Source organism: Pseudomonas sp. URIL14HWK12:I6 (assembly GCF_000514195.1).
Lineage (GTDB): Bacteria > Pseudomonadota > Gammaproteobacteria > Pseudomonadales > Pseudomonadaceae > Aquipseudomonas > Aquipseudomonas putida_A.
In genome coordinates this window covers 100,159-118,292 of sequence record NZ_AZVL01000010.1, presented here as the reverse complement: position 1 = coordinate 118,292, position 18,134 = coordinate 100,159, and the positions used below count along the sequence as shown (strand labels likewise).

Genomic DNA, 18,134 nt, shown 5'->3' with positions numbered 1-18,134 from the left:
ATTCGGGCCTCTTCGCGAGCAAGCCCGCTCCCACAGGGGAATGCATTTCAAATGTGGGAGCGGGCTTGCTCGCGAAGAGGCCCGCACTGACACCACCGATGCACAATCAATCCACCTACAGCGACAACACCCCGCTGTACAAACCATACGCCGCCAGCCCTGCGCCGATCAGCACACAGGCAAAAATACCTTTCTCGACAGGGGTGAACAGCGGCTCGCCCTGCTCATGCTTGGCCTTGGCGAACAGGACCACCCCCGGCGCATACAGCAGCGCCGACAGCAGCAGGTATTTCACCCCGCCGGCATACAACAACCACACCGCGTAGCACAGGGCGATGCCGCCAATCAGCAGATCCTTGGTGCGTTCGGCCGAGGCATGTTCGTAGGTTTCGCCACGTCCGCTGAGCAACACCGCGTACGCCGCCGACCACAAATACGGCACCAGAATCATCGACGACGCCAGATAAATCAGGCTGGTGTAGGTGCCGGCGGAAAACAGTGTGATCAGCAGGAATATCTGAATCATCACGTTGGTCAGCCACAGCGCATTGACCGGCACATGGTTGGCGTTTTCCTTTTTCAGGAACGCCGGCATGGTCTTGTCCCGGGCCGTGGCGAAGAGGATTTCCGCGCACAGCAGCGCCCATGACAGCAATGCGCCAAGCAGCGACACCGCCAGACCGAGGCTGATCAACAATGCGCCCCACGGCCCGACGATGTGCTCCAGCACCGCCGCCAGCGACGGGTTCTGCAACGTGGCCAGTTCGGGCTGGCTCATGATCCCCAGCGACAGCACGTTGACCAGCACCAGCAGCGCCAGCACGCCGAGGAAACCGATCACCGTTGCGCGCCCGACGTCGCTACGTTTCTCCGCCCGTGCCGAATACACGCTGGCGCCCTCGATGCCGATGAACACGAACACCGTCACCAGCATCATGTTGCGCACCTGATCCATCACCCCGCCGAAGCTCGGGTTGCTGCGGCCCCAGATGTCGCGGGTGAAAATGTCGGCCTTGAACGCCACGGCGGCAATCACGATGAACATGATCAGCGGCACGATCTTGGCGACCGTGGTCACCTGATTGATGAACGCCGCCTCCTTGATCCCGCGCATCACCAGAAAATGCACGGCCCACAACAGCACCGACGCGCAGCCGATGGCGATTGGCGTGTTGCCCTGGCCGAACACCGGGAAGAAGTAACCGAGGGTGCTGAACAGCAACACGAAATAACCGACGTTGCCCAGCCACGCGCTGATCCAGTAGCCCCAGGCGGACGAGAAACCCATGTAGTCGCCAAACCCGGCCTTGGCGTAGGCATAGACCCCCGAGTCCAGCTCGGGCTTGCGGTTGGCCAGGGTCTGGAACACGAACGCCAGAGTCAACATGCCGATGGCGGTAATCCCCCAGCCGATCAGGATCGCCCCGGCATCGGCGCGGGCCGCCATGTTCTGCGGCAGGGAAAAAATCCCCCCGCCAATCATCGAACCCACCACCAGGGCGATCAACGCACCCAGTCGCAGCTTTTGCGTCGGTTGCGACATTCTTGTCTCCCTTCATTCATTTGTAACAACTATTAACTAAACGCCTAATACCAGACGACGTTTATCAGGTAATACCGAGAAACACTCGTTTATATATAGCGACTGACGCTAACGCCTAGCACGCTAAGACAGTTTTGTGCGCGAATCCTAATAAATCAATTCTGTACTGAAAACAGATGGCGAAAATTTGCCAAAAGCTGAAAAGGAACTAGCGTGATAATTCTAAAGTAATAAGACCAATTCCCAACCACATCAGTAAAAAGCCTCTAGGACGGGCTTTCCAGGCGATAGCGTTATGCCTCCAGTTGTTTCATAAGTCATTCATTAACAATGGAATGTGGCCATGCACTGATCTATGTCAGCTGATTGAACAGACAACAGATCTACGCTGTGAACTCTTCTCTCCTGCAATGGAGTCATGCAATGTCTGAAGATCCCGGAAAACTACGACTAGGTGCACTGGTTGCCTTGGTAGTCGGCTCAATGATTGGTGGCGGGATATTCTCTTTGCCACAAAACATGGCCGCGAGCGCCGACGTCGGCGCGGTACTGATTGGCTGGGCCATCACCGCTGTCGGCATGCTCACCCTCGCTTTTGTCTTTCAAACCCTCGCCAATCGCAAGCCTGACCTGGACGGCGGTGTCTACGCCTACGCCAAGGCCGGATTTGGCGACTACATGGGTTTCTCGTCCGCCTGGGGTTACTGGATCAGTGCCTGGCTGGGCAACGTTGGCTACTTTGTTCTGTTGTTCAGCACCCTCGGGTATTTCTTTCCGGTTTTCGGTGAAGGCAACACGGTGGCGGCGGTGATCGGCGCCTCGGTGCTGCTGTGGGCCGTGCACTTTCTGGTACTGCGCGGGATCAAGGAAGCGGCGTTCATCAACCTCGTGACCACCGTCGCCAAGGTCGTGCCATTGCTGCTGTTCGTGCTGATCGCGATCTTCGCCTTCAAACTGGACATCTTCACCGCCGACATCTGGGGTGTGAAAAACCCGGATCTGGGCAGCGTAATGAACCAGGTGCGCAACATGATGCTGGTCACCGTGTGGGTGTTCATCGGCATCGAAGGCGCAAGCATCTTCTCGGCGCGGGCGGAAAAACGCTCCGATGTCGGCAAGGCTACCGTCATCGGCTTCATCACCGTGCTGCTGTTCCTGGTGCTGGTCAACGTGCTGTCGCTGGGCATCATGACTCAGCCGGAACTGGCCAAACTGCAGAACCCGTCGATGGCCGCCGTGCTCGAACACGTGGTCGGTCACTGGGGCGCGGTGCTGATCAGCGTCGGCTTGATCATCTCGCTGCTGGGGGCGCTGCTGTCGTGGGTGCTGCTGTGTGCGGAGATCATGTTCGCCGCCGCCAAAGACCACACCATGCCAGAGTTCCTGCGCAAGGAAAACGCCAACCACGTACCGGTCAACGCCCTGTGGCTGACCAACGCGATGGTCCAGCTGTTCCTGATCATCACCCTGTTTTCGGCCAGCACTTATCTGTCGCTGATCTACCTCGCCACTTCGATGATTCTGGTGCCGTACCTGTGGTCGGCGGCCTATGCCCTGCTGCTGGCGGTGCGCGGCGAAAGCTACGAGGGCTTCGCGGCCGAACGACGCAAGGATCTGATTATCGGCGGCATCGCGCTGATCTACGCGGTGTGGCTGCTGTATGCCGGCGGGGTCAAGTATCTGCTGCTCTCGGCCCTGCTCTACGCACCCGGCGCGATCCTGTTCGCCAAGGCCAAGCTGGAACTCAAACAACCGATTTTCACTAACGTCGAGAAGCTGATTTTCGCCGCAGTGGTCGTGGGTGCCCTGGTGGCTGCCTACGGTCTCTACGACGGCTTCCTGACCTTGTAACCCTTGATTTGTAATCTGGAGGATCACTGCAATGACCACGGAAAAAGTTAAGTACGGCGTCCACTCCGAAGCCGGCAAACTGCGCAAAGTCATGGTTTGCTCCCCAGGTCTGGCCCACCAGCGCCTGACCCCGAACAACTGCGATGAACTGCTGTTCGACGACGTGCTCTGGGTCGCCCAGGCCAAGCGCGACCACTTCGACTTCGTGACCAAGATGCGTGAACGCGGGATCGACGTGCTGGAAATGCACAACCTGCTGACCGACATCGTCGCCATCCCTGAAGCGCTGGACTGGATTCTCGAGCGCAAGGTCACCGCCGACTCGGTGGGCCTGGGCCTGATCAGCGAAGTCAAATCCTGGCTGAAAAGCCTTGAGCCGCGACACATCGCCGAATACCTGATTGGTGGCGTATCCGCCGATGATCTGCCGGACAGCTTCGGTGGCAAGACCATCCAGATGTTCCGCGACTTCCTCGGCCACTCCAGCTTTATCCTGCCGCCGCTGCCGAACACCCAGTTCACCCGCGACACCACCTGCTGGATCTACGGTGGCGTGACGCTGAACCCGATGTACTGGCCGGCGCGACGTCAGGAAACCCTGCTGACCACCGCCATCTACAAATTCCACCCGCAGTTCACCAACGCCGATTTCGAGATCTGGTACGGCGACCCGGACAAGGACCATGGCAGCTCGACCCTTGAGGGCGGCGACGTGATGCCGATCGGCAACGGCGTGGTGTTGATCGGCATGGGCGAACGCTCATCCCGTCAGGCCATCGGCCAACTGGCGCTGAACCTGTTCAAGAACAAGGCCGTGGAAAAAGTCATCGTCGCCGGCCTGCCGAAGTCCCGCGCCGCGATGCACCTGGACACCGTGTTCAGTTTCTGCGATCGCGACCTGGTGACGATTTTCCCGGAAGTGGTCAACCAGATCGTCGCCTTCACCCTGCGTCCTGACGAAAGCAAACAGGGCGGCATCGACATCCGCCGCGAAGAAGGCAGCTTCCTCGACACTGTCGCCGCTGCGCTAAACCTGCCGAAGCTGCGCGTGGTGGAAACCGGCGGCAACAGCTTCGCCGCCGAACGCGAGCAATGGGACGACGGCAACAACGTGGTGGCCGTGGAACCGGGCGTGGTCATCGGCTACGACCGCAACACCTACACCAACACCCTGCTGCGCAAGGCGGGCGTGGAGGTCATCACCATCAGCGCCGGCGAACTCGGTCGTGGTCGCGGCGGCGGCCACTGCATGACCTGCCCGATCATCCGCGACCCAATCGATTACTAAACGACCATCTCCCCGGCCGCACTCACCCTGTAGCGGCCGGGCCGATTACCGAATCCAAGGAGAATCATCATGGCGTTCAACATCCACAACCGTAACCTGCTCAGCCTGGAACACCACACCCCACGTGAGCTGCGTTATCTGCTCGACCTGTCCCGCGATCTGAAACGCGCCAAGTACACCGGCACCGAGCAGCAACACCTCAAGGGCAACAACATCGCCCTGATCTTCGAAAAAACCTCGACCCGCACCCGTTGCGCGTTCGAAGTGGCGGCCTACGACCAAGGCGCCAGCGTCACCTACATCGACCCGAACTCATCGCAGATCGGCCACAAGGAAAGCATGAAAGACACGGCCCGCGTGCTGGGTCGCATGTACGACGCCATCGAATACCGTGGTTTCAAACAGGAAATTGTCGAAGAGCTGGCGAAGTTCGCCGGGGTGCCGGTGTTCAACGGCCTGACCGACGAATATCACCCAACGCAAATGATCGCCGACGTGCTGACCATGCGTGAACACGCCGACAAGCCGATCCACGAAATCAGCTACGCCTACCTCGGCGACGCGCGCAACAACATGGGCAACTCGCTGCTGCTGGTCGGCGCCAAGCTCGGCATGGACGTGCGCATCTGCGCGCCGAAAGCCCTGTGGCCGCACGACGATCTGGTCGATCGCTGCAAGAAATACGCGGAAGAATCCGGCGCGCGCATCACCCTGACCGAAGACCCGAAAGCCGCGGTCAAAGGCGTCGATTTCATCCACACCGATGTCTGGGTGTCGATGGGCGAGCCGGTTGAAGCCTGGGCCGAACGTATCCAGCAACTGCTGCCGTACCAGGTCAACAAAGAGCTGATGAAAGCCACCGGCAACCCGCGCACCAAGTTCATGCACTGCCTGCCGGCGTTTCACAACAGCGATACCAAGGTCGGCAAACAGATCGCCGAACAGTATCCGCACCTGGCCAACGGCATCGAAGTCACCGACGACGTGTTCGAGTCGCCCGCCTGCATCGCCTTCGAGCAAGCGGAAAACCGCATGCACACGATCAAGGCGATCCTGGTCTCGACCCTGGCTGATCTGTAACCGGAATAGCTCCCACTGAAGGAACCGGTTCTAGGGTGGGAGCGAGCCTGCTCGCGAAAGCAGTGGGTCATTCAACAGAGATGTCGACTGATCTGACGCCTTCGCGAGCAGGCTCGCTCCCACATGGAATTCCGGTTCCGACAGGGAAACCGAGTCGTTTGCCATTTCTCTGCTGAAAGGATTGCACCATGCGTATCGTCGTAGCTCTGGGCGGTAACGCCCTGCTCCGTCGTGGCGAGCCGATGACCGCTGACAACCAGCGCGCCAACATCCGCATCGCCACCGAGCAAATCGCCAAGATCCATCCCGGCAATCAACTGGTCATCGCCCACGGCAATGGCCCGCAAGTCGGCCTGCTGTCGCTGCAGGCAGCGGCCTACACCTCCGTCACCCCTTACCCGCTGGACGTGCTCGGTGCCGAAACCGAAGGCATGATCGGCTACATCATCGAACAGGAACTGGGCAACCTGCTGGACTTCGAAGTGCCGTTCGCCACCCTGCTGACCCAGGTTGAAGTCGACGCCAAGGACCCGGCCTTCCAGAATCCGACCAAACCGATCGGCCCGGTCTACGACAAAGCCGAAGCGGAAAAACTCGCCGCCGAGAAAGGTTGGGCCATCGCTCCGGACGGCGACAAGTTCCGTCGTGTGGTGGCCAGTCCACGGCCGAAACGCATCTTCGAGATCCGCCCGATCAAGTGGCTGCTGGACAAGGGCAGCATCGTGATTTGTGCGGGTGGCGGCGGCATTCCGACCATGTACGACGAGCACCGCAACCTCAAGGGCATCGAGGCGGTGATCGACAAAGACCTGTGCTCGTCGCTGCTCGCCGAGCAGCTGGAAGCTGACTTGCTGGTGATCGCCACCGACGTCAACGCGGCGTTCGTCGACTATGGCAAGCCGTCGCAGAAAGCCATCGCCGAAGCCCACCCGGATGAACTCGAACGCCTCGGTTTCGCCGCTGGCTCCATGGGGCCGAAGGTGCAGGCAGCCTGCGAATTCGCGCGCCATACTGGCAAGGTCGCGGTGATCGGTTCGCTCGCGGACATCGAAGCGATCGTCCAGGGCACTGCCGGCACACGCGTCAGCACGGCGAAGCCGGGCATCAGCTATCGATAATTAGAAACTCCGGGGGCAGGCCCAAGGTCTGCCCTTCTCCCATGCCTTGAGAAGGAGAAACCCATGGCCATATTCGAACCGGGTCATTTGCACATCGAGCGGCACGCGTTGACCAAGGACGATGTCGATTACGACCTGTGCCTCGACTACCAAGTGTTCACCGATCCCAAAGAAGGCAAAGGGATGCAGTTCACCCTGCACGGCAATATCCAGGGCAAGGATATGAAGGAAACCTTCTTCCTGCCCAAGGACCAGGCCTACAACTTCGCCAGCAACGTGACCAAGATTGCCGAAAAGTACGGCATTCCCAAAACTCACAGCAGCATCGGCTCGCAGCACAAACATTACGACCTGATGTTCGAGGATGTGCGGGTGCAGTTGAATATGAAGTCCGGGGATCCGGTCAAACCGGAACACCTCGAATAACCCGAACCCAGCACATTCCTCCTGTGGGAGCGGGCTTGCTCGCGAAGGCGCCAGGTCAGTCACCATTTATGCTGTCTGACCTGACGCCTTCGCGAGCAAGCCCGCTCCCACAAGGTATCCGTGTAGCGCTGACAATCGTTGCAGATTTCACCATTGCCCCGCCCCAAGGCATACTTGCCCCCCTCCGCATTCCAGAACACTGAACCGCCCCCATGCGTATCCACGTCAGCTTCATCGACCGCGTCGGCATCACCCAGGAAGTCCTGGCTATCCTCGGTGGGCGCAATCTCAATCTGGATGCGGTGGAGATGATTCCGCCCAACGTCTACATCGATGCACCGACCTTGAGCCCGCAAGTGCTCGAAGAGCTCAAAGATGCGTTGTTCCGGGTGCGCGGCGTGGAGGCCGTGGTGGTGGTCGACATCCTCCCTGGTCAGCGTCGGCACCTGCAGCTCGATGCGCTGCTCGCGGCGATGACCGATCCGGTACTGGCCCTCGATAGCGCCGGCAAGGTGCTGCTGGCCAACCCGGCACTGATCGCGCTGTACGGGCGTGAACCGGCAGGTGAAAGTGTCTCTGAGCTGTTCAACGACCCCGGTCTGCTGGAAACCCTGCTCGAGCAAGGCTTCCGCCTGCCGCTGCGCGAGATCACCGTCAATGGCCAGACCCTGCTGCTGGACGCCACGCCGATCACCGACGCCGGTGCGCTGCTGACCCTGTATCAGCCAAACCGTATCGGCGAACAGCTCTCGGCGTTGCACCATGACCATGCCGAAGGTTTCGATGCACTGCTCGGCGAATCCCCGGCGATCCGCACACTGAAGGCCCGCGCGCAACGAGTCGCAGCCCTCGACGCACCGCTGCTGATTCAAGGCGAAACCGGCACCGGTAAAGAACTGGTGGCCCGCGCTTGCCACGCGATCAGTGCGCGGCACAGTGCGCCGTTTCTCGCCTTGAACTGCGCGGCCCTGCCGGAGAACCTCGCCGAGAGCGAACTGTTCGGCTACGCCCCCGGTGCCTTTACCGGCGCGCAACGTGGCGGCAAACCGGGGCTGATGGAACTGGCCAACCAGGGCACGGTATTTCTCGACGAGATCGGCGAGATGTCGCCCTACTTGCAGGCCAAGTTATTGCGCTTTCTGAATGACGGCAGCTTCCGTCGGGTCGGCGGTGATCGCGAAGTGAAGGTCAACGTGCGGATCCTCAGCGCGACCCACCGCGACCTGGAAAAAATGGTCAGCGAAGGCCTGTTCCGCGAAGACCTGTTCTACCGTCTCAACGTGCTCAACGTCGAAGTGCCGCCGCTGCGTGAGCGAGGTCAGGACATTCTGCTGCTGGCGCGCTATTTCATGCAGCAGGCGTGTGCGCAGATTCAGCGTCCAGTCTGTCGCCTTGCGCCCGGTACCTATCCAGCGCTGCTCGGCAACCGCTGGCCGGGCAACGTGCGGCAACTGCAAAACGTGATCTTCCGCGCCGCGGCGATCTGCGAAAGCAGCCTGGTCGATATCGGTGATCTCGACATCGCCGGCACCTCGGTGGCGCGGCAGACCGACAGCGACGTCGACAGCCTCGAACAGGCCGTCGAGTCCTTCGAAAAATCGCTGCTGGAAAAACTCTACGTCAGCTACCCCTCGACCCGCCAACTGGCCAGCCGCCTGCAGACCTCGCACACGGCAATCGCCCATCGCCTGCGCAAGTACGGCATCCCCAATAAACCGTAAGCCGCACGCGGTCAAAAATGTGGGAGCGGGCTTGCTCGCGAATGCGGTGGGCCATTCAACAGTGATGTCGACTGACCTGACGCTTTCGCGAGCAAGCCCGCTCCCACAGGGGGTTCATGTGACGGATTCGAAATCCGTTCAAAACCGACCTCCATCTGTACTGAAAGCGCTACAGCGGAACGATATCGCTACACCCTCCTCCGATCACCGCTGCGCAAGGCTTTGATCCGCTTCAGCTTTTCTCCCCGCCCCAAGCTGTAGCGATTTCGCTACAGAAGCCCCACACCCATCACAACCAGAAACACATAACTATTTGATTTATATAGATAAATACAATCTGGCCGCGTTCTTGCTAAGTAACCGCTCATAAAACCAGGGCTTTCCCGCCCAAGCCTTCCACCGCGTCCACCAGACGAGTCTGGCCCCTTAGGAGTTTCCATGAGCGAGTTGCGTTTTACTGAAGATCACGAATGGCTGCGCACCGAAGCTGACGGCAGCGTTACTGTCGGCATCACCGCTTTCGCGCAGAACGCTTTGGGCGACGTGGTGTTCGTGCAACTGCCTGAGCTGCAGGCTTACGAAAAAGGCGCTGAAGCCGCCACCGTGGAATCGGTGAAAGCCGCCAGCGGCGTGTACATGCCGCTCGACGGTGAAGTTGTGGAAGTGAACCCGGCACTGGACGGCAGCCCGGAACTGGTCAACGAAGATCCGCTGGGCGAAGGCTGGTTCTTCCGCTTCCAGCCAAGCGACGCCGCCGCTGTCGGCAAACTGCTCGATCAAGACGCCTACGACCGCCTGATCAAAGCCCAAGCCGAAGCCTGAGGAGTAACGACATGACCCAAGTAAACCTCGGCACTGCCAACGAATTCATCGCCCGTCACATCGGCCCACGCGCCGGTGACGAGCAAGCCATGCTCAACAGCCTCGGCTTCGACTCGCTCGAAGCGCTGAGCGCCAGCGTCATCCCGGAAAGCATCAAGGGCACCAGCGTGCTCGGCCTGGACGACGGCCTGAGCGAAGCCGACGCACTGGCGATGATCAAATCCATCGCCGGCAAAAACCAACTGTTCAAGACCTACATCGGCCAGGGCTACTACAACTGCCACACGCCGTCGCCGATCCTGCGCAACCTGTTGGAAAACCCGGCCTGGTACACCGCTTACACCCCGTACCAGCCGGAAATTTCCCAGGGTCGTCTCGAAGCGCTGCTGAACTTCCAGACCCTGATCAGCGACCTCACCGGCCTGCCGATCGCCAACGCCTCGCTGCTCGACGAAGCCACCGCCGCTGCCGAAGCCATGACTTTCTGCAAACGCCTGAGCAAGAACAAGGGCAGCCACCAGTTCTTCGCCTCGATCCACAGCCACCCGCAAACGCTCGACGTGCTGCGCACCCGTGCCGAGCCGCTGGGCATCGACGTGGTGGTTGGCGATGAGCGTGAACTGAGCGACGTCACGCCGTTTTTCGGCGCGCTGCTGCAATACCCGGCGAGCAACGGTGATGTGTTCGACTACCGCGAACTGACCGAGCGCTTCCACGCCGCCAACGCGCTGGTCGCCGTGGCCGCTGATCTGCTGGCCCTGACGCTGCTGACCGCTCCGGGCGAGTTCGGCGCCGACGTCGCTATCGGTTCCGCGCAACGCTTCGGCGTGCCGCTGGGCTTCGGTGGCCCGCACGCGGCCTATTTCTCTACCAAGGATGCGTTCAAGCGCGACATGCCGGGCCGTCTGGTCGGAGTGTCGGTTGACCGCTTCGGCAAACCGGCCCTGCGTCTGGCGATGCAGACCCGCGAGCAACACATCCGCCGCGAGAAGGCCACCTCGAACATCTGCACCGCGCAGGTGCTGTTGGCCAACATCGCCAGCATGTACGCCGTGTACCACGGCCCGAAAGGCCTGACCCAGATCGCCAACCGCGTGCATCACCTGACCGCGATTCTGGCCAAGGGCCTGAGCGCACTGGGCGCTAAAGTCGAGCAGACAAGCTTCTTCGACACCCTGACCATCGCCACCGGCGCACACACCGCCGCGCTGCACGACAAGGCGCATGCCGCGCAGATCAACCTGCGGGTGATCGACGCCGAGCGTCTGGGCCTGTCAGTGGACGAAACCACCACTCAGACTGATATCGAAACCCTGTGGGGTCTGTTCGCCAACGGCAAGGCCCTGCCGGACTTCACTGCACTGGCTACTTCGGTGAAAAGCACCATCCCGGCGGCGCTAGTACGTCAGTCGCCGATCCTCAGCCACCCGGTTTTCAACCGTTATCACTCGGAAACCGAGCTGATGCGCTACCTGCGCAAACTGGCGGACAAGGACCTGGCACTGGATCGCACCATGATCCCGTTGGGCTCGTGCACCATGAAACTCAACGCCGCGAGCGAAATGATCCCGGTGACCTGGGCCGAATTCGGCGCCCTGCACCCGTTCGCCCCTACAGCGCAGAGCGCCGGTTATCAGCAATTGACCGACGAACTGGAAGCGATGCTCTGCGCCGCCACCGGTTACGACGCTATCTCGCTGCAACCGAACGCCGGTTCGCAAGGTGAATACGCTGGCCTGCTGGCGATTCGCGCCTACCACCAGAGCCGTGGCGACGAGCGCCGCGACATCTGCCTGATCCCGTCGTCAGCCCACGGCACCAACCCGGCCACCGCCAACATGGCCGGCATGCGCGTGGTGGTGACCGCGTGCGATGCGCGCGGCAACGTCGATATCGAAGACCTGCGCGCCAAAGCCATCGAGCACCGCGAACACCTCGCGGCGCTGATGATCACCTACCCGTCGACCCACGGTGTGTTCGAAGAAGGCATCCGCGAAATCTGCGGGATCATTCATGACAACGGCGGCCAGGTGTACATCGACGGCGCCAACATGAACGCGATGGTCGGCCTCTGCGCACCGGGTAAATTCGGCGGCGACGTTTCGCACTTGAACCTGCACAAGACCTTCTGCATCCCACACGGCGGTGGCGGCCCGGGCGTCGGCCCGATTGGCGTCAAGTCGCACCTGACCCCGTTCCTGCCGGGTCACGGCCAAATGGCACGCAAGGAAGGCGCAGTCTGCGCAGCGCCGTTCGGCAGCGCGAGCATTCTGCCGATCACCTGGATGTACATTCGCATGATGGGCGGCGCCGGTCTCAAGCGTGCTTCGCAACTGGCGATCCTCAATGCCAACTACATTTCCCGTCGCCTCGAAGAGCACTATCCAGTGCTGTACACCGGCAGCAACGGGCTGGTGGCGCACGAATGCATCCTCGACCTGCGTCCACTGAAAGACAGCAGCGGCATCAGCGTCGATGACGTCGCCAAGCGTCTGATCGACTTCGGCTTCCACGCCCCGACCATGTCGTTCCCGGTCGCCGGCACGCTGATGATCGAGCCGACCGAAAGTGAATCCAAGGAAGAACTGGACCGCTTCTGCGACGCCATGATCCGCATCCGCGAAGAAATCCGCGCAGTGGAAAACGGCACGCTGGACAAGGACGACAACCCGCTGAAGAACGCCCCGCACACTGCTGCGGAACTGGTCGGCGAGTGGACCCACCCGTACAGCCGCGAGCAGGCGGTATACCCGGTGGCGTCGTTGGTCGAAGGCAAATACTGGCCGCCGGTCGGTCGCGTCGACAACGTGTTCGGCGACCGCAACCTGGTCTGCGCCTGCCCGTCGATCGAAAGCTACGCTTAAGCGGATGAGGGGCAGGTCACCTGCCCCGATTTTCAGCAACACCATAGATCCAAATGTGGGAGCGGGCTTGCTCGCGAATGCGGTGTGTCAGGCAACATTGATGGCGACTGATAAACCGCATTCGCGAGCAAGCCCGCTCCCACAGGGGATTTGTGTCCAGCCTCGAGCTTGCGCCAATTCCTATAACAAGAAACCGGAGAACCACTCATGTCGTTAAGCGTGTTCGACCTGTTCAAGATTGGCATCGGCCCTTCCAGCTCCCACACCGTCGGCCCGATGCGTGCCGCTGCGCGCTTCGCCGAAGGCTTGCGCCGCGATGACCTGCTGTCGGCCACCAGCACCGTCAAAGTCGAGCTGTACGGCTCGCTCGGTGCTACCGGCAAGGGACACGGCAGCGACAAAGCGGTGCTGCTCGGCCTTGAAGGTGAACACCCGGACACCGTCGATACCGAAACCGTCGCCGCACGCCTGCAGGATATTCGCGGCAATGGCCGGCTGAATCTGCTCGGCGAACACAGCATTGCGTTCAACGAGAAAGAACACCTGGCGATGATCCGCAAGCCGTTGGCCTACCACCCCAACGGCATGATCTTTCGTGCCTTCGATGCTGCCGGTATTCAGATCCGCAGCCGCGAGTACTACTCGGTCGGTGGCGGCTTTGTGGTCGATGAAGATGCCGCCGGTGCCGACCGCATCGTCGAAGACGCGACACCGCTGACCTTCCCGTTCAAAAGTGCCAAGGACTTGCTCGGCCATTGCGCCACCTACGGTCTGTCGATCAGCCAGGTGATGCTGACCAATGAAAGTGCCTGGCGCCCGGAGGCGGAAACCCGCGCTGGTCTGCTGAAAATCTGGCAAGTGATGCAGGACTGCGTTGCCGCTGGCTGTCGCAACGAAGGCATTCTGCCGGGCGGGCTGAAGGTCAAACGCCGGGCGGCGGCGCTGCATCGGCAATTGTGCAAGAACCCGGAATCGGCGCTGCGCGATCCGCTGTCGGTGCTCGACTGGGTCAACCTGTACGCCCTGGCGGTCAACGAAGAAAACGCCAACGGCGGCCGCGTGGTCACCGCGCCCACCAACGGTGCGGCGGGGATTATTCCGGCGGTGCTGCATTACTACATGCGCTTTATCCCGGGTGCGAACGATGACGGCGTGGTGCGCTTTCTGCTGACCGCCGCCGCGATCGGCATTCTGTATAAGGAAAACGCCTCGATCTCCGGCGCCGAAGTCGGCTGTCAGGGCGAGGTCGGTGTGGCCTGCTCGATGGCCGCCGGCGCGTTGTGTGAAGTGCTCGGCGGCAGCGTGCAGCAAGTCGAGAACGCGGCGGAAATCGGCATGGAACACAACCTCGGCCTGACCTGCGATCCGATTGGCGGGCTGGTGCAGGTGCCGTGCATCGAGCGCAACGCCATGGGCTCGGTGAAAGCGATCAACGCGGTGCGCATGGCCATGCGCGGCGACGGGCAACACTTCGTCTCCCTCGACAAAGTCATCCGCACCATGCGCCAGACCGGCGCCGACATGAAAAGCAAATACAAAGAGACCGCCCGTGGCGGTCTCGCGGTCAACATTATCGAATGCTGATTTATGTCCTCGCCCTTTGGGAGCGGACCGCACTTAGCCCCCTCTCCCTCCGGGAGAGGGCTGGGTGAGGGGCTTTTGATCGTGATCTAAATCTAGCCCCATGCCCCCAAACTCAAACTTTCAAGGAGCCACGCATGTCCACCGAACAACTGTCGAAAACCCCGCTGCACGCTCTGCATATCGAACTCGGCGCCCGCATGGTGCCGTTCGCCGGCTACGACATGCCGGTGCAATACCCGCTGGGCGTGATGAAAGAACACCAGCACACCCGTGAGCAGGCCGGGCTGTTCGATGTCTCGCACATGGGCCAGATCCGCCTGACCGGCGCCAATGCCGCCAAGGCTCTGGAAACCCTGGTGCCGGTGGACATCATCGACCTGCCGGTGGGCATGCAGCGCTACGCAATGTTCACCAACGACAACGGCGGCATCCTCGACGACCTGATGGTCGCCAATCTCGGTAACGACGAGCTGTTCCTGGTGGTCAACGCCGCGTGCAAGGATCAGGATCTGGCGCATCTGCAAAAACACATTGGCGATCAGTGCACCATTACGGAGCTGTTCGAAGCGCGCGCGCTGCTGGCGTTGCAAGGCCCGGCTGCGGTCACCGTGCTGGCGCGTCTTGCGCCAGAGGTGGCGAAGATGACGTTCATGCAGTTCAATCGCGTGCAACTGCTGGGCGCGGATTGCTTCGTCAGCCGTTCGGGCTACACCGGTGAAGACGGTTTCGAAATCTCGGTGCCCGCCGCCGATGCAGAAAAACTCGCCCGCGCCCTGCTGGCCGAACCGGAAGTTCAGGCCATCGGCCTCGGCGCCCGCGACTCGCTGCGCCTGGAAGCCGGCCTGTGCTTGTACGGGCACGACATGAACACCGAGACCACGCCGATCGAAGCCAGCCTGTTGTGGGCAATCTCCAAGCCACGCCGTGCCGACGGCGCGCGGGCCGGTGGTTTCCCGGGGGCAGAGACAGTTTTTGCTCAGCAGCAGAATGGCGTCGCGCGCAAACGCGTCGGTCTGCTGCCACAGGAACGTACGCCGGTGCGTGAAGGCGCAGAAATCGTCAACGACGCGGGCGAAATCATCGGCAGCGTGTGCAGCGGCGGCTTCGGTCCGACCTTGGGCGGGCCGTTGGCAATGGGTTACCTCGACAGCGCTTATGTCACCCTGGATACGCCAGTCTGGGCCATCGTTCGTGGGAAAAAGGTGCAAATGCTTGTAAGCAAAATGCCATTTGTTCCACAACGCTACTATCGTGGTTGATTGACTGTTTCTATAAGTAACGCGATTGCGTTATGCGTGCACTAATGTGTAACGCAATCGCCACAAAAAAGTGCATTTTCTAACATTTGATTCGATTATGAACTTTACTTATAACGTTCGAAAACTTTTGAACAAGCTAATCGTCTAAGCCGCACTAGCAGACTGACTAACTGCCAGCAGAGACAGTAAAACCGGGGCCTTCGCGGGGCTTGTTTTTTCTCCCGTAGTTGGCGTAGAGTTTGTCCACTGTGTTTGCATGGGTCAGCTTGGAATCGTGACCTGGGCAGTAGCCTACAAGTTAGCTACATCCCGCTCGACGTCTTCTTACTCTCCTGCAACCAGCCCCAGTACTCTTTCATGAGAAAGAGGCTGTCATCAATTTATGCGTCAAAGGAAATAAGAAATGTCCCAACGTCAGAGCGGTACCGTCAAGTGGTTTAACGACGAGAAAGGTTTTGGTTTTATCACTCCAGAAAGCGGTCCGGATCTGTTCGTGCATTTCCGCGCTATTCAGGGCAACGGCTTCAAGAGCCTGAAAGAAGGCCAGAAAGTGACCTTCGTTGCTGTGCAAGGCCAGAAAGGCATGCAGGCTGATGAAGTACAAGCAGAAGGTTAATCTTCTGTAACGAAAAAGCCCCTGATATTGATATCAGGGGCTTTTTTGTGCGCGCGAATCCGTAAAATGGCGCTTCATTTTGCGTCCAGAGGCTGCCATGTCGAAGAACCTGCTCACTCCCCAGGGCGACTTTCCTGCTGTTGGCCTCGGCCGGCGCCTGGCCGCGATGTTCTATGACTTCCTGTTGTGCACTGCCCTGCTGATCGTCACCGGATTCGTCTACAAGTTGATCCAGGCAGCGATCATCGGTGAAGAACGCCTGCGCGTGCTGACCGACGCCGGAAAAATGGATGGCGATCCGCTGTATTCCACGGTGTTACTGCTGGTGCTGTTCGCATTTTTCGCCAAGTTCTGGACCCACGGCGGGCAGACACTGGGCATGCAGGTATGGGGCATACGCGTACAGAACGTCGATGGCAGCGCGATCAGCCTGTGGCAGGCGCTGCTGCGCTTCATGGTGTCGATCGCTTCGTGGCTGTGTGTGGGGCTAGGCTTCCTCTGGTCGCTGTACGACAAGCAGAAGCGCACCTGGCACGACATCTACTCCGATACCCGCGTGGTGCGGATTCCGAAGAAGACCAAATAGTTTCCAGACACCGAATACCACTGTGGGAGCGAGCCTGCTCGCGAAAGCGTAGTATCAGCCGACATTTATATTTGCTGATTCACCGCCTTCGCGAGCAGGCTCGCTCCCACAGGTTTTGCGCTGTTTCTGAAGGACCTCAGGCGTTACCCGCCAGCTTCATCCGCGCCGCCTGGGTGAAATCCAGCATGCGCTTCAACGGACGGATCGCCTGCGGAATCAGCGCCGGATCGACAAAGATCTCGTTCGTCCCTTCCTTCAGGCTCTTGAGCGTGCGCTCAAGGGTGTTCATGGCCATCCACGGGCAATGTGCGCAACTGCGGCACGCGGCGCCGTTACCGGCGGTTGGCGCCTCGATGAAGACCTTGTCCGGGCACAGCTGCTGCATCTTGTAGAAGATGCCACGGTCGGTGGCGACGATCAGGGTCTTGTTCGGGAGGCTTTGCGCAGCAGCGATCAACTGACTGGTGGAACCGACGGCGTCTGCCAGTTCGATCACCGAGGTCGGCGACTCCGGATGCACCAGAATCGCGGCGTCCGGATACAGCGCCTTCATGTCTTCGAGCTGCTTGGACTTGAACTCTTCGTGGACGATGCAGGCACCGTCCCACAGCAGCATGTCAGCGCCGGTCTTGCGCTGGATGTAAGTGCCCAGGTGCTTGTCCGGGCCCCAGATGATGGTCTCACCGTTGTCCATCAGGCTTTCGACGATCTCCAGTGCGCAGCTCGACGTTACCACCCAGTCAGCCCGGGCTTTGACCGCGGCCGAGGTGTTGGCGTACACCACCACCGTGCGCTCCGGGTGCTGATCGCAGAACGCCGAGAACTCGTCCACCGGGCAACCGAGGTCCAGCGAGCAGGTCGCGTCCAGGGTCGGCATCAGCACGCGTTTTTCCGGGTTGAGGATCTTCGCGGTCTCGCCCATGAACTTTACGCCGGCGACCACCACGGTCTTGGCCGGGTGAGCATTGCCGAAGCGCGCCATTTCGAGGGAGTCAGACACACAGCCGCCGGTTTCTTCGGCCAGGGCCTGAATCACCGGATCGCAATAGAAGTGGGCCACCAGCACCGCGTCCTGAGCCTTGAGCTCGGCGGCGATGGCGGAACGGTAGTAGGCCTCTTCCTCGGCAGTCAGCGGTTTGGGCTGTTTGGCATCGAGGTGGGCTTGAACCAGAAGGCGTTCGGAAATCTGCGTCATGTTCGCAAGACCTGCAGGCGCTTTCGCGCGAAAGTCGAGTATACACCCGGCTCCGGACCGCATGAGGGTACCGCCGGGAAAGTGAGTTTTATCAGGCACGGACAGCTTTGAAGCTGCGCAAGGCTACAGAATATCCCGTTGATACAAAAGATGATTCTGACCTGTGTCAGCACAGGCAACG

General features: G+C 60.4%; 14 protein-coding genes. 12 read left to right on the top strand and 2 right to left on the bottom strand.

From position 1 onward, the window contains the following. Positions 1–115 precede the first annotated feature (115 nt). Entirely contained in the window at positions 116–1,543 is a 1,428-nt protein-coding gene (gene arcD / locus H043_RS0115100) for an arginine-ornithine antiporter (RefSeq protein ID WP_027612550.1), read from the bottom strand. Between the two features lie 423 nt (positions 1,544–1,966). On the opposite strand from arcD (H043_RS0115100), the gene arcD (H043_RS0115095) reads away from it, so the two are divergent. The 12 genes from arcD (H043_RS0115095) (at position 1,967) to H043_RS0115040 (ending at position 16,758) form a co-directional block, all read left to right on the top strand. Further along, positions 1,967–3,394 carry an arginine-ornithine antiporter gene (arcD, locus tag H043_RS0115095; RefSeq protein WP_027612549.1) on the top strand — a complete coding sequence of 476 codons (1,428 nt, stop codon included), beginning with the start codon at positions 1,967–1,969 and terminating at the stop codon, positions 3,392–3,394. Positions 3,395–3,425: 31 nt separating this feature from the next. Then, positions 3,426–4,682 (top strand): arginine deiminase, encoded by a 1,257-nt coding sequence (arcA, locus tag H043_RS0115090; RefSeq protein WP_027612548.1) that lies wholly within the window; start codon positions 3,426–3,428, stop codon positions 4,680–4,682. A gap of 69 nt (positions 4,683–4,751) precedes the next feature. Beyond that, positions 4,752–5,762 (top strand): ornithine carbamoyltransferase, encoded by a 1,011-nt coding sequence (locus H043_RS0115085; protein WP_027612547.1) that lies wholly within the window; start codon positions 4,752–4,754, stop codon positions 5,760–5,762. Between the two features lie 188 nt (positions 5,763–5,950). Then, the gene (gene arcC / locus H043_RS0115080; RefSeq protein WP_027612546.1) at positions 5,951–6,880 is read left to right on the top strand and encodes a carbamate kinase; all 930 of its coding nucleotides are present in this window, start codon (positions 5,951–5,953) and stop codon (positions 6,878–6,880) included. A gap of 63 nt (positions 6,881–6,943) precedes the next feature. Then, on the top strand, positions 6,944–7,306 hold the full coding sequence (locus tag H043_RS0115075; protein ID WP_027612545.1) for a DUF5064 family protein: 363 nt from the start codon (positions 6,944–6,946) through the stop codon (positions 7,304–7,306). 212 nt (positions 7,307–7,518) lie between these two features. Beyond that, a complete protein-coding gene (locus H043_RS0115070) occupies positions 7,519–9,027 on the top strand; it encodes a sigma-54-dependent transcriptional regulator (RefSeq protein WP_027612544.1) in 1,509 nt (502 codons plus the stop codon). Between the two features lie 438 nt (positions 9,028–9,465). Continuing rightward, positions 9,466–9,849 (top strand): glycine cleavage system protein GcvH, encoded by a 384-nt coding sequence (gcvH, locus tag H043_RS0115065; protein ID WP_027612543.1) that lies wholly within the window; start codon positions 9,466–9,468, stop codon positions 9,847–9,849. Further along, entirely contained in the window at positions 9,846–12,713 is a 2,868-nt protein-coding gene (gcvP, locus tag H043_RS0115060) for an aminomethyl-transferring glycine dehydrogenase (protein WP_177325633.1), read from the top strand. Before gcvH ends, gcvP begins: the two co-directional genes overlap by 4 nt. Positions 12,714–12,920: 207 nt before the next feature. Then, on the top strand, positions 12,921–14,297 hold the full coding sequence (locus H043_RS0115055; RefSeq protein WP_027612541.1) for an L-serine ammonia-lyase: 1,377 nt from the start codon (positions 12,921–12,923) through the stop codon (positions 14,295–14,297). Positions 14,298–14,431: 134 nt separating this feature from the next. Then, a complete protein-coding gene (gene gcvT / locus H043_RS0115050) occupies positions 14,432–15,556 on the top strand; it encodes a glycine cleavage system aminomethyltransferase GcvT (protein WP_027612540.1) in 1,125 nt (374 codons plus the stop codon). A 403-nt stretch (positions 15,557–15,959) separates the two neighbouring features. After that, a complete protein-coding gene (locus H043_RS0115045; RefSeq protein ID WP_007934683.1) occupies positions 15,960–16,172 on the top strand; it encodes a cold-shock protein in 213 nt (70 codons plus the stop codon). Positions 16,173–16,269: 97 nt separating this feature from the next. Next, positions 16,270–16,758: an RDD family protein gene (locus H043_RS0115040; protein ID WP_027612539.1), complete on the top strand. Its 489-nt coding sequence runs from the start codon at positions 16,270–16,272 to the stop codon at positions 16,756–16,758. Positions 16,759–16,894: 136 nt separating this feature from the next. Here the strand turns inward: H043_RS0115040 and nadA are convergent, their stop codons facing one another. Further along, positions 16,895–17,953 carry a quinolinate synthase NadA gene (nadA, locus tag H043_RS0115035; protein ID WP_003227499.1) on the bottom strand — a complete coding sequence of 353 codons (1,059 nt, stop codon included), beginning with the start codon at positions 17,951–17,953 and terminating at the stop codon, positions 16,895–16,897. Positions 17,954–18,134 lie beyond the last annotated feature (181 nt).

What these genes read in the sequence shown, in the direction of transcription:
- arcD (WP_027612550.1), bottom strand. Translation starts at nt 1,543, where the DNA reads ATGTCGCAACCGACGCAAAAGCTGCGACTGGGTGCGTTGATCGCCCTG.
- arcD (WP_027612549.1), top strand. Translation starts at nt 1,967, where the DNA reads ATGTCTGAAGATCCCGGAAAACTACGACTAGGTGCACTGGTTGCCTTG.
- arcA (WP_027612548.1), top strand. Translation starts at nt 3,426, where the DNA reads ATGACCACGGAAAAAGTTAAGTACGGCGTCCACTCCGAAGCCGGCAAA.
- H043_RS0115085 (WP_027612547.1), top strand. Translation starts at nt 4,752, where the DNA reads ATGGCGTTCAACATCCACAACCGTAACCTGCTCAGCCTGGAACACCAC.
- arcC (WP_027612546.1), top strand. Translation starts at nt 5,951, where the DNA reads ATGCGTATCGTCGTAGCTCTGGGCGGTAACGCCCTGCTCCGTCGTGGC.
- H043_RS0115075 (WP_027612545.1), top strand. Translation starts at nt 6,944, where the DNA reads ATGGCCATATTCGAACCGGGTCATTTGCACATCGAGCGGCACGCGTTG.
- H043_RS0115070 (WP_027612544.1), top strand. Translation starts at nt 7,519, where the DNA reads ATGCGTATCCACGTCAGCTTCATCGACCGCGTCGGCATCACCCAGGAA.
- gcvH (WP_027612543.1), top strand. Translation starts at nt 9,466, where the DNA reads ATGAGCGAGTTGCGTTTTACTGAAGATCACGAATGGCTGCGCACCGAA.
- H043_RS0115055 (WP_027612541.1), top strand. Translation starts at nt 12,921, where the DNA reads ATGTCGTTAAGCGTGTTCGACCTGTTCAAGATTGGCATCGGCCCTTCC.
- gcvT (WP_027612540.1), top strand. Translation starts at nt 14,432, where the DNA reads ATGTCCACCGAACAACTGTCGAAAACCCCGCTGCACGCTCTGCATATC.
- H043_RS0115045 (WP_007934683.1), top strand. Translation starts at nt 15,960, where the DNA reads ATGTCCCAACGTCAGAGCGGTACCGTCAAGTGGTTTAACGACGAGAAA.
- H043_RS0115040 (WP_027612539.1), top strand. Translation starts at nt 16,270, where the DNA reads ATGTCGAAGAACCTGCTCACTCCCCAGGGCGACTTTCCTGCTGTTGGC.
- nadA (WP_003227499.1), bottom strand. Translation starts at nt 17,953, where the DNA reads ATGACGCAGATTTCCGAACGCCTTCTGGTTCAAGCCCACCTCGATGCC.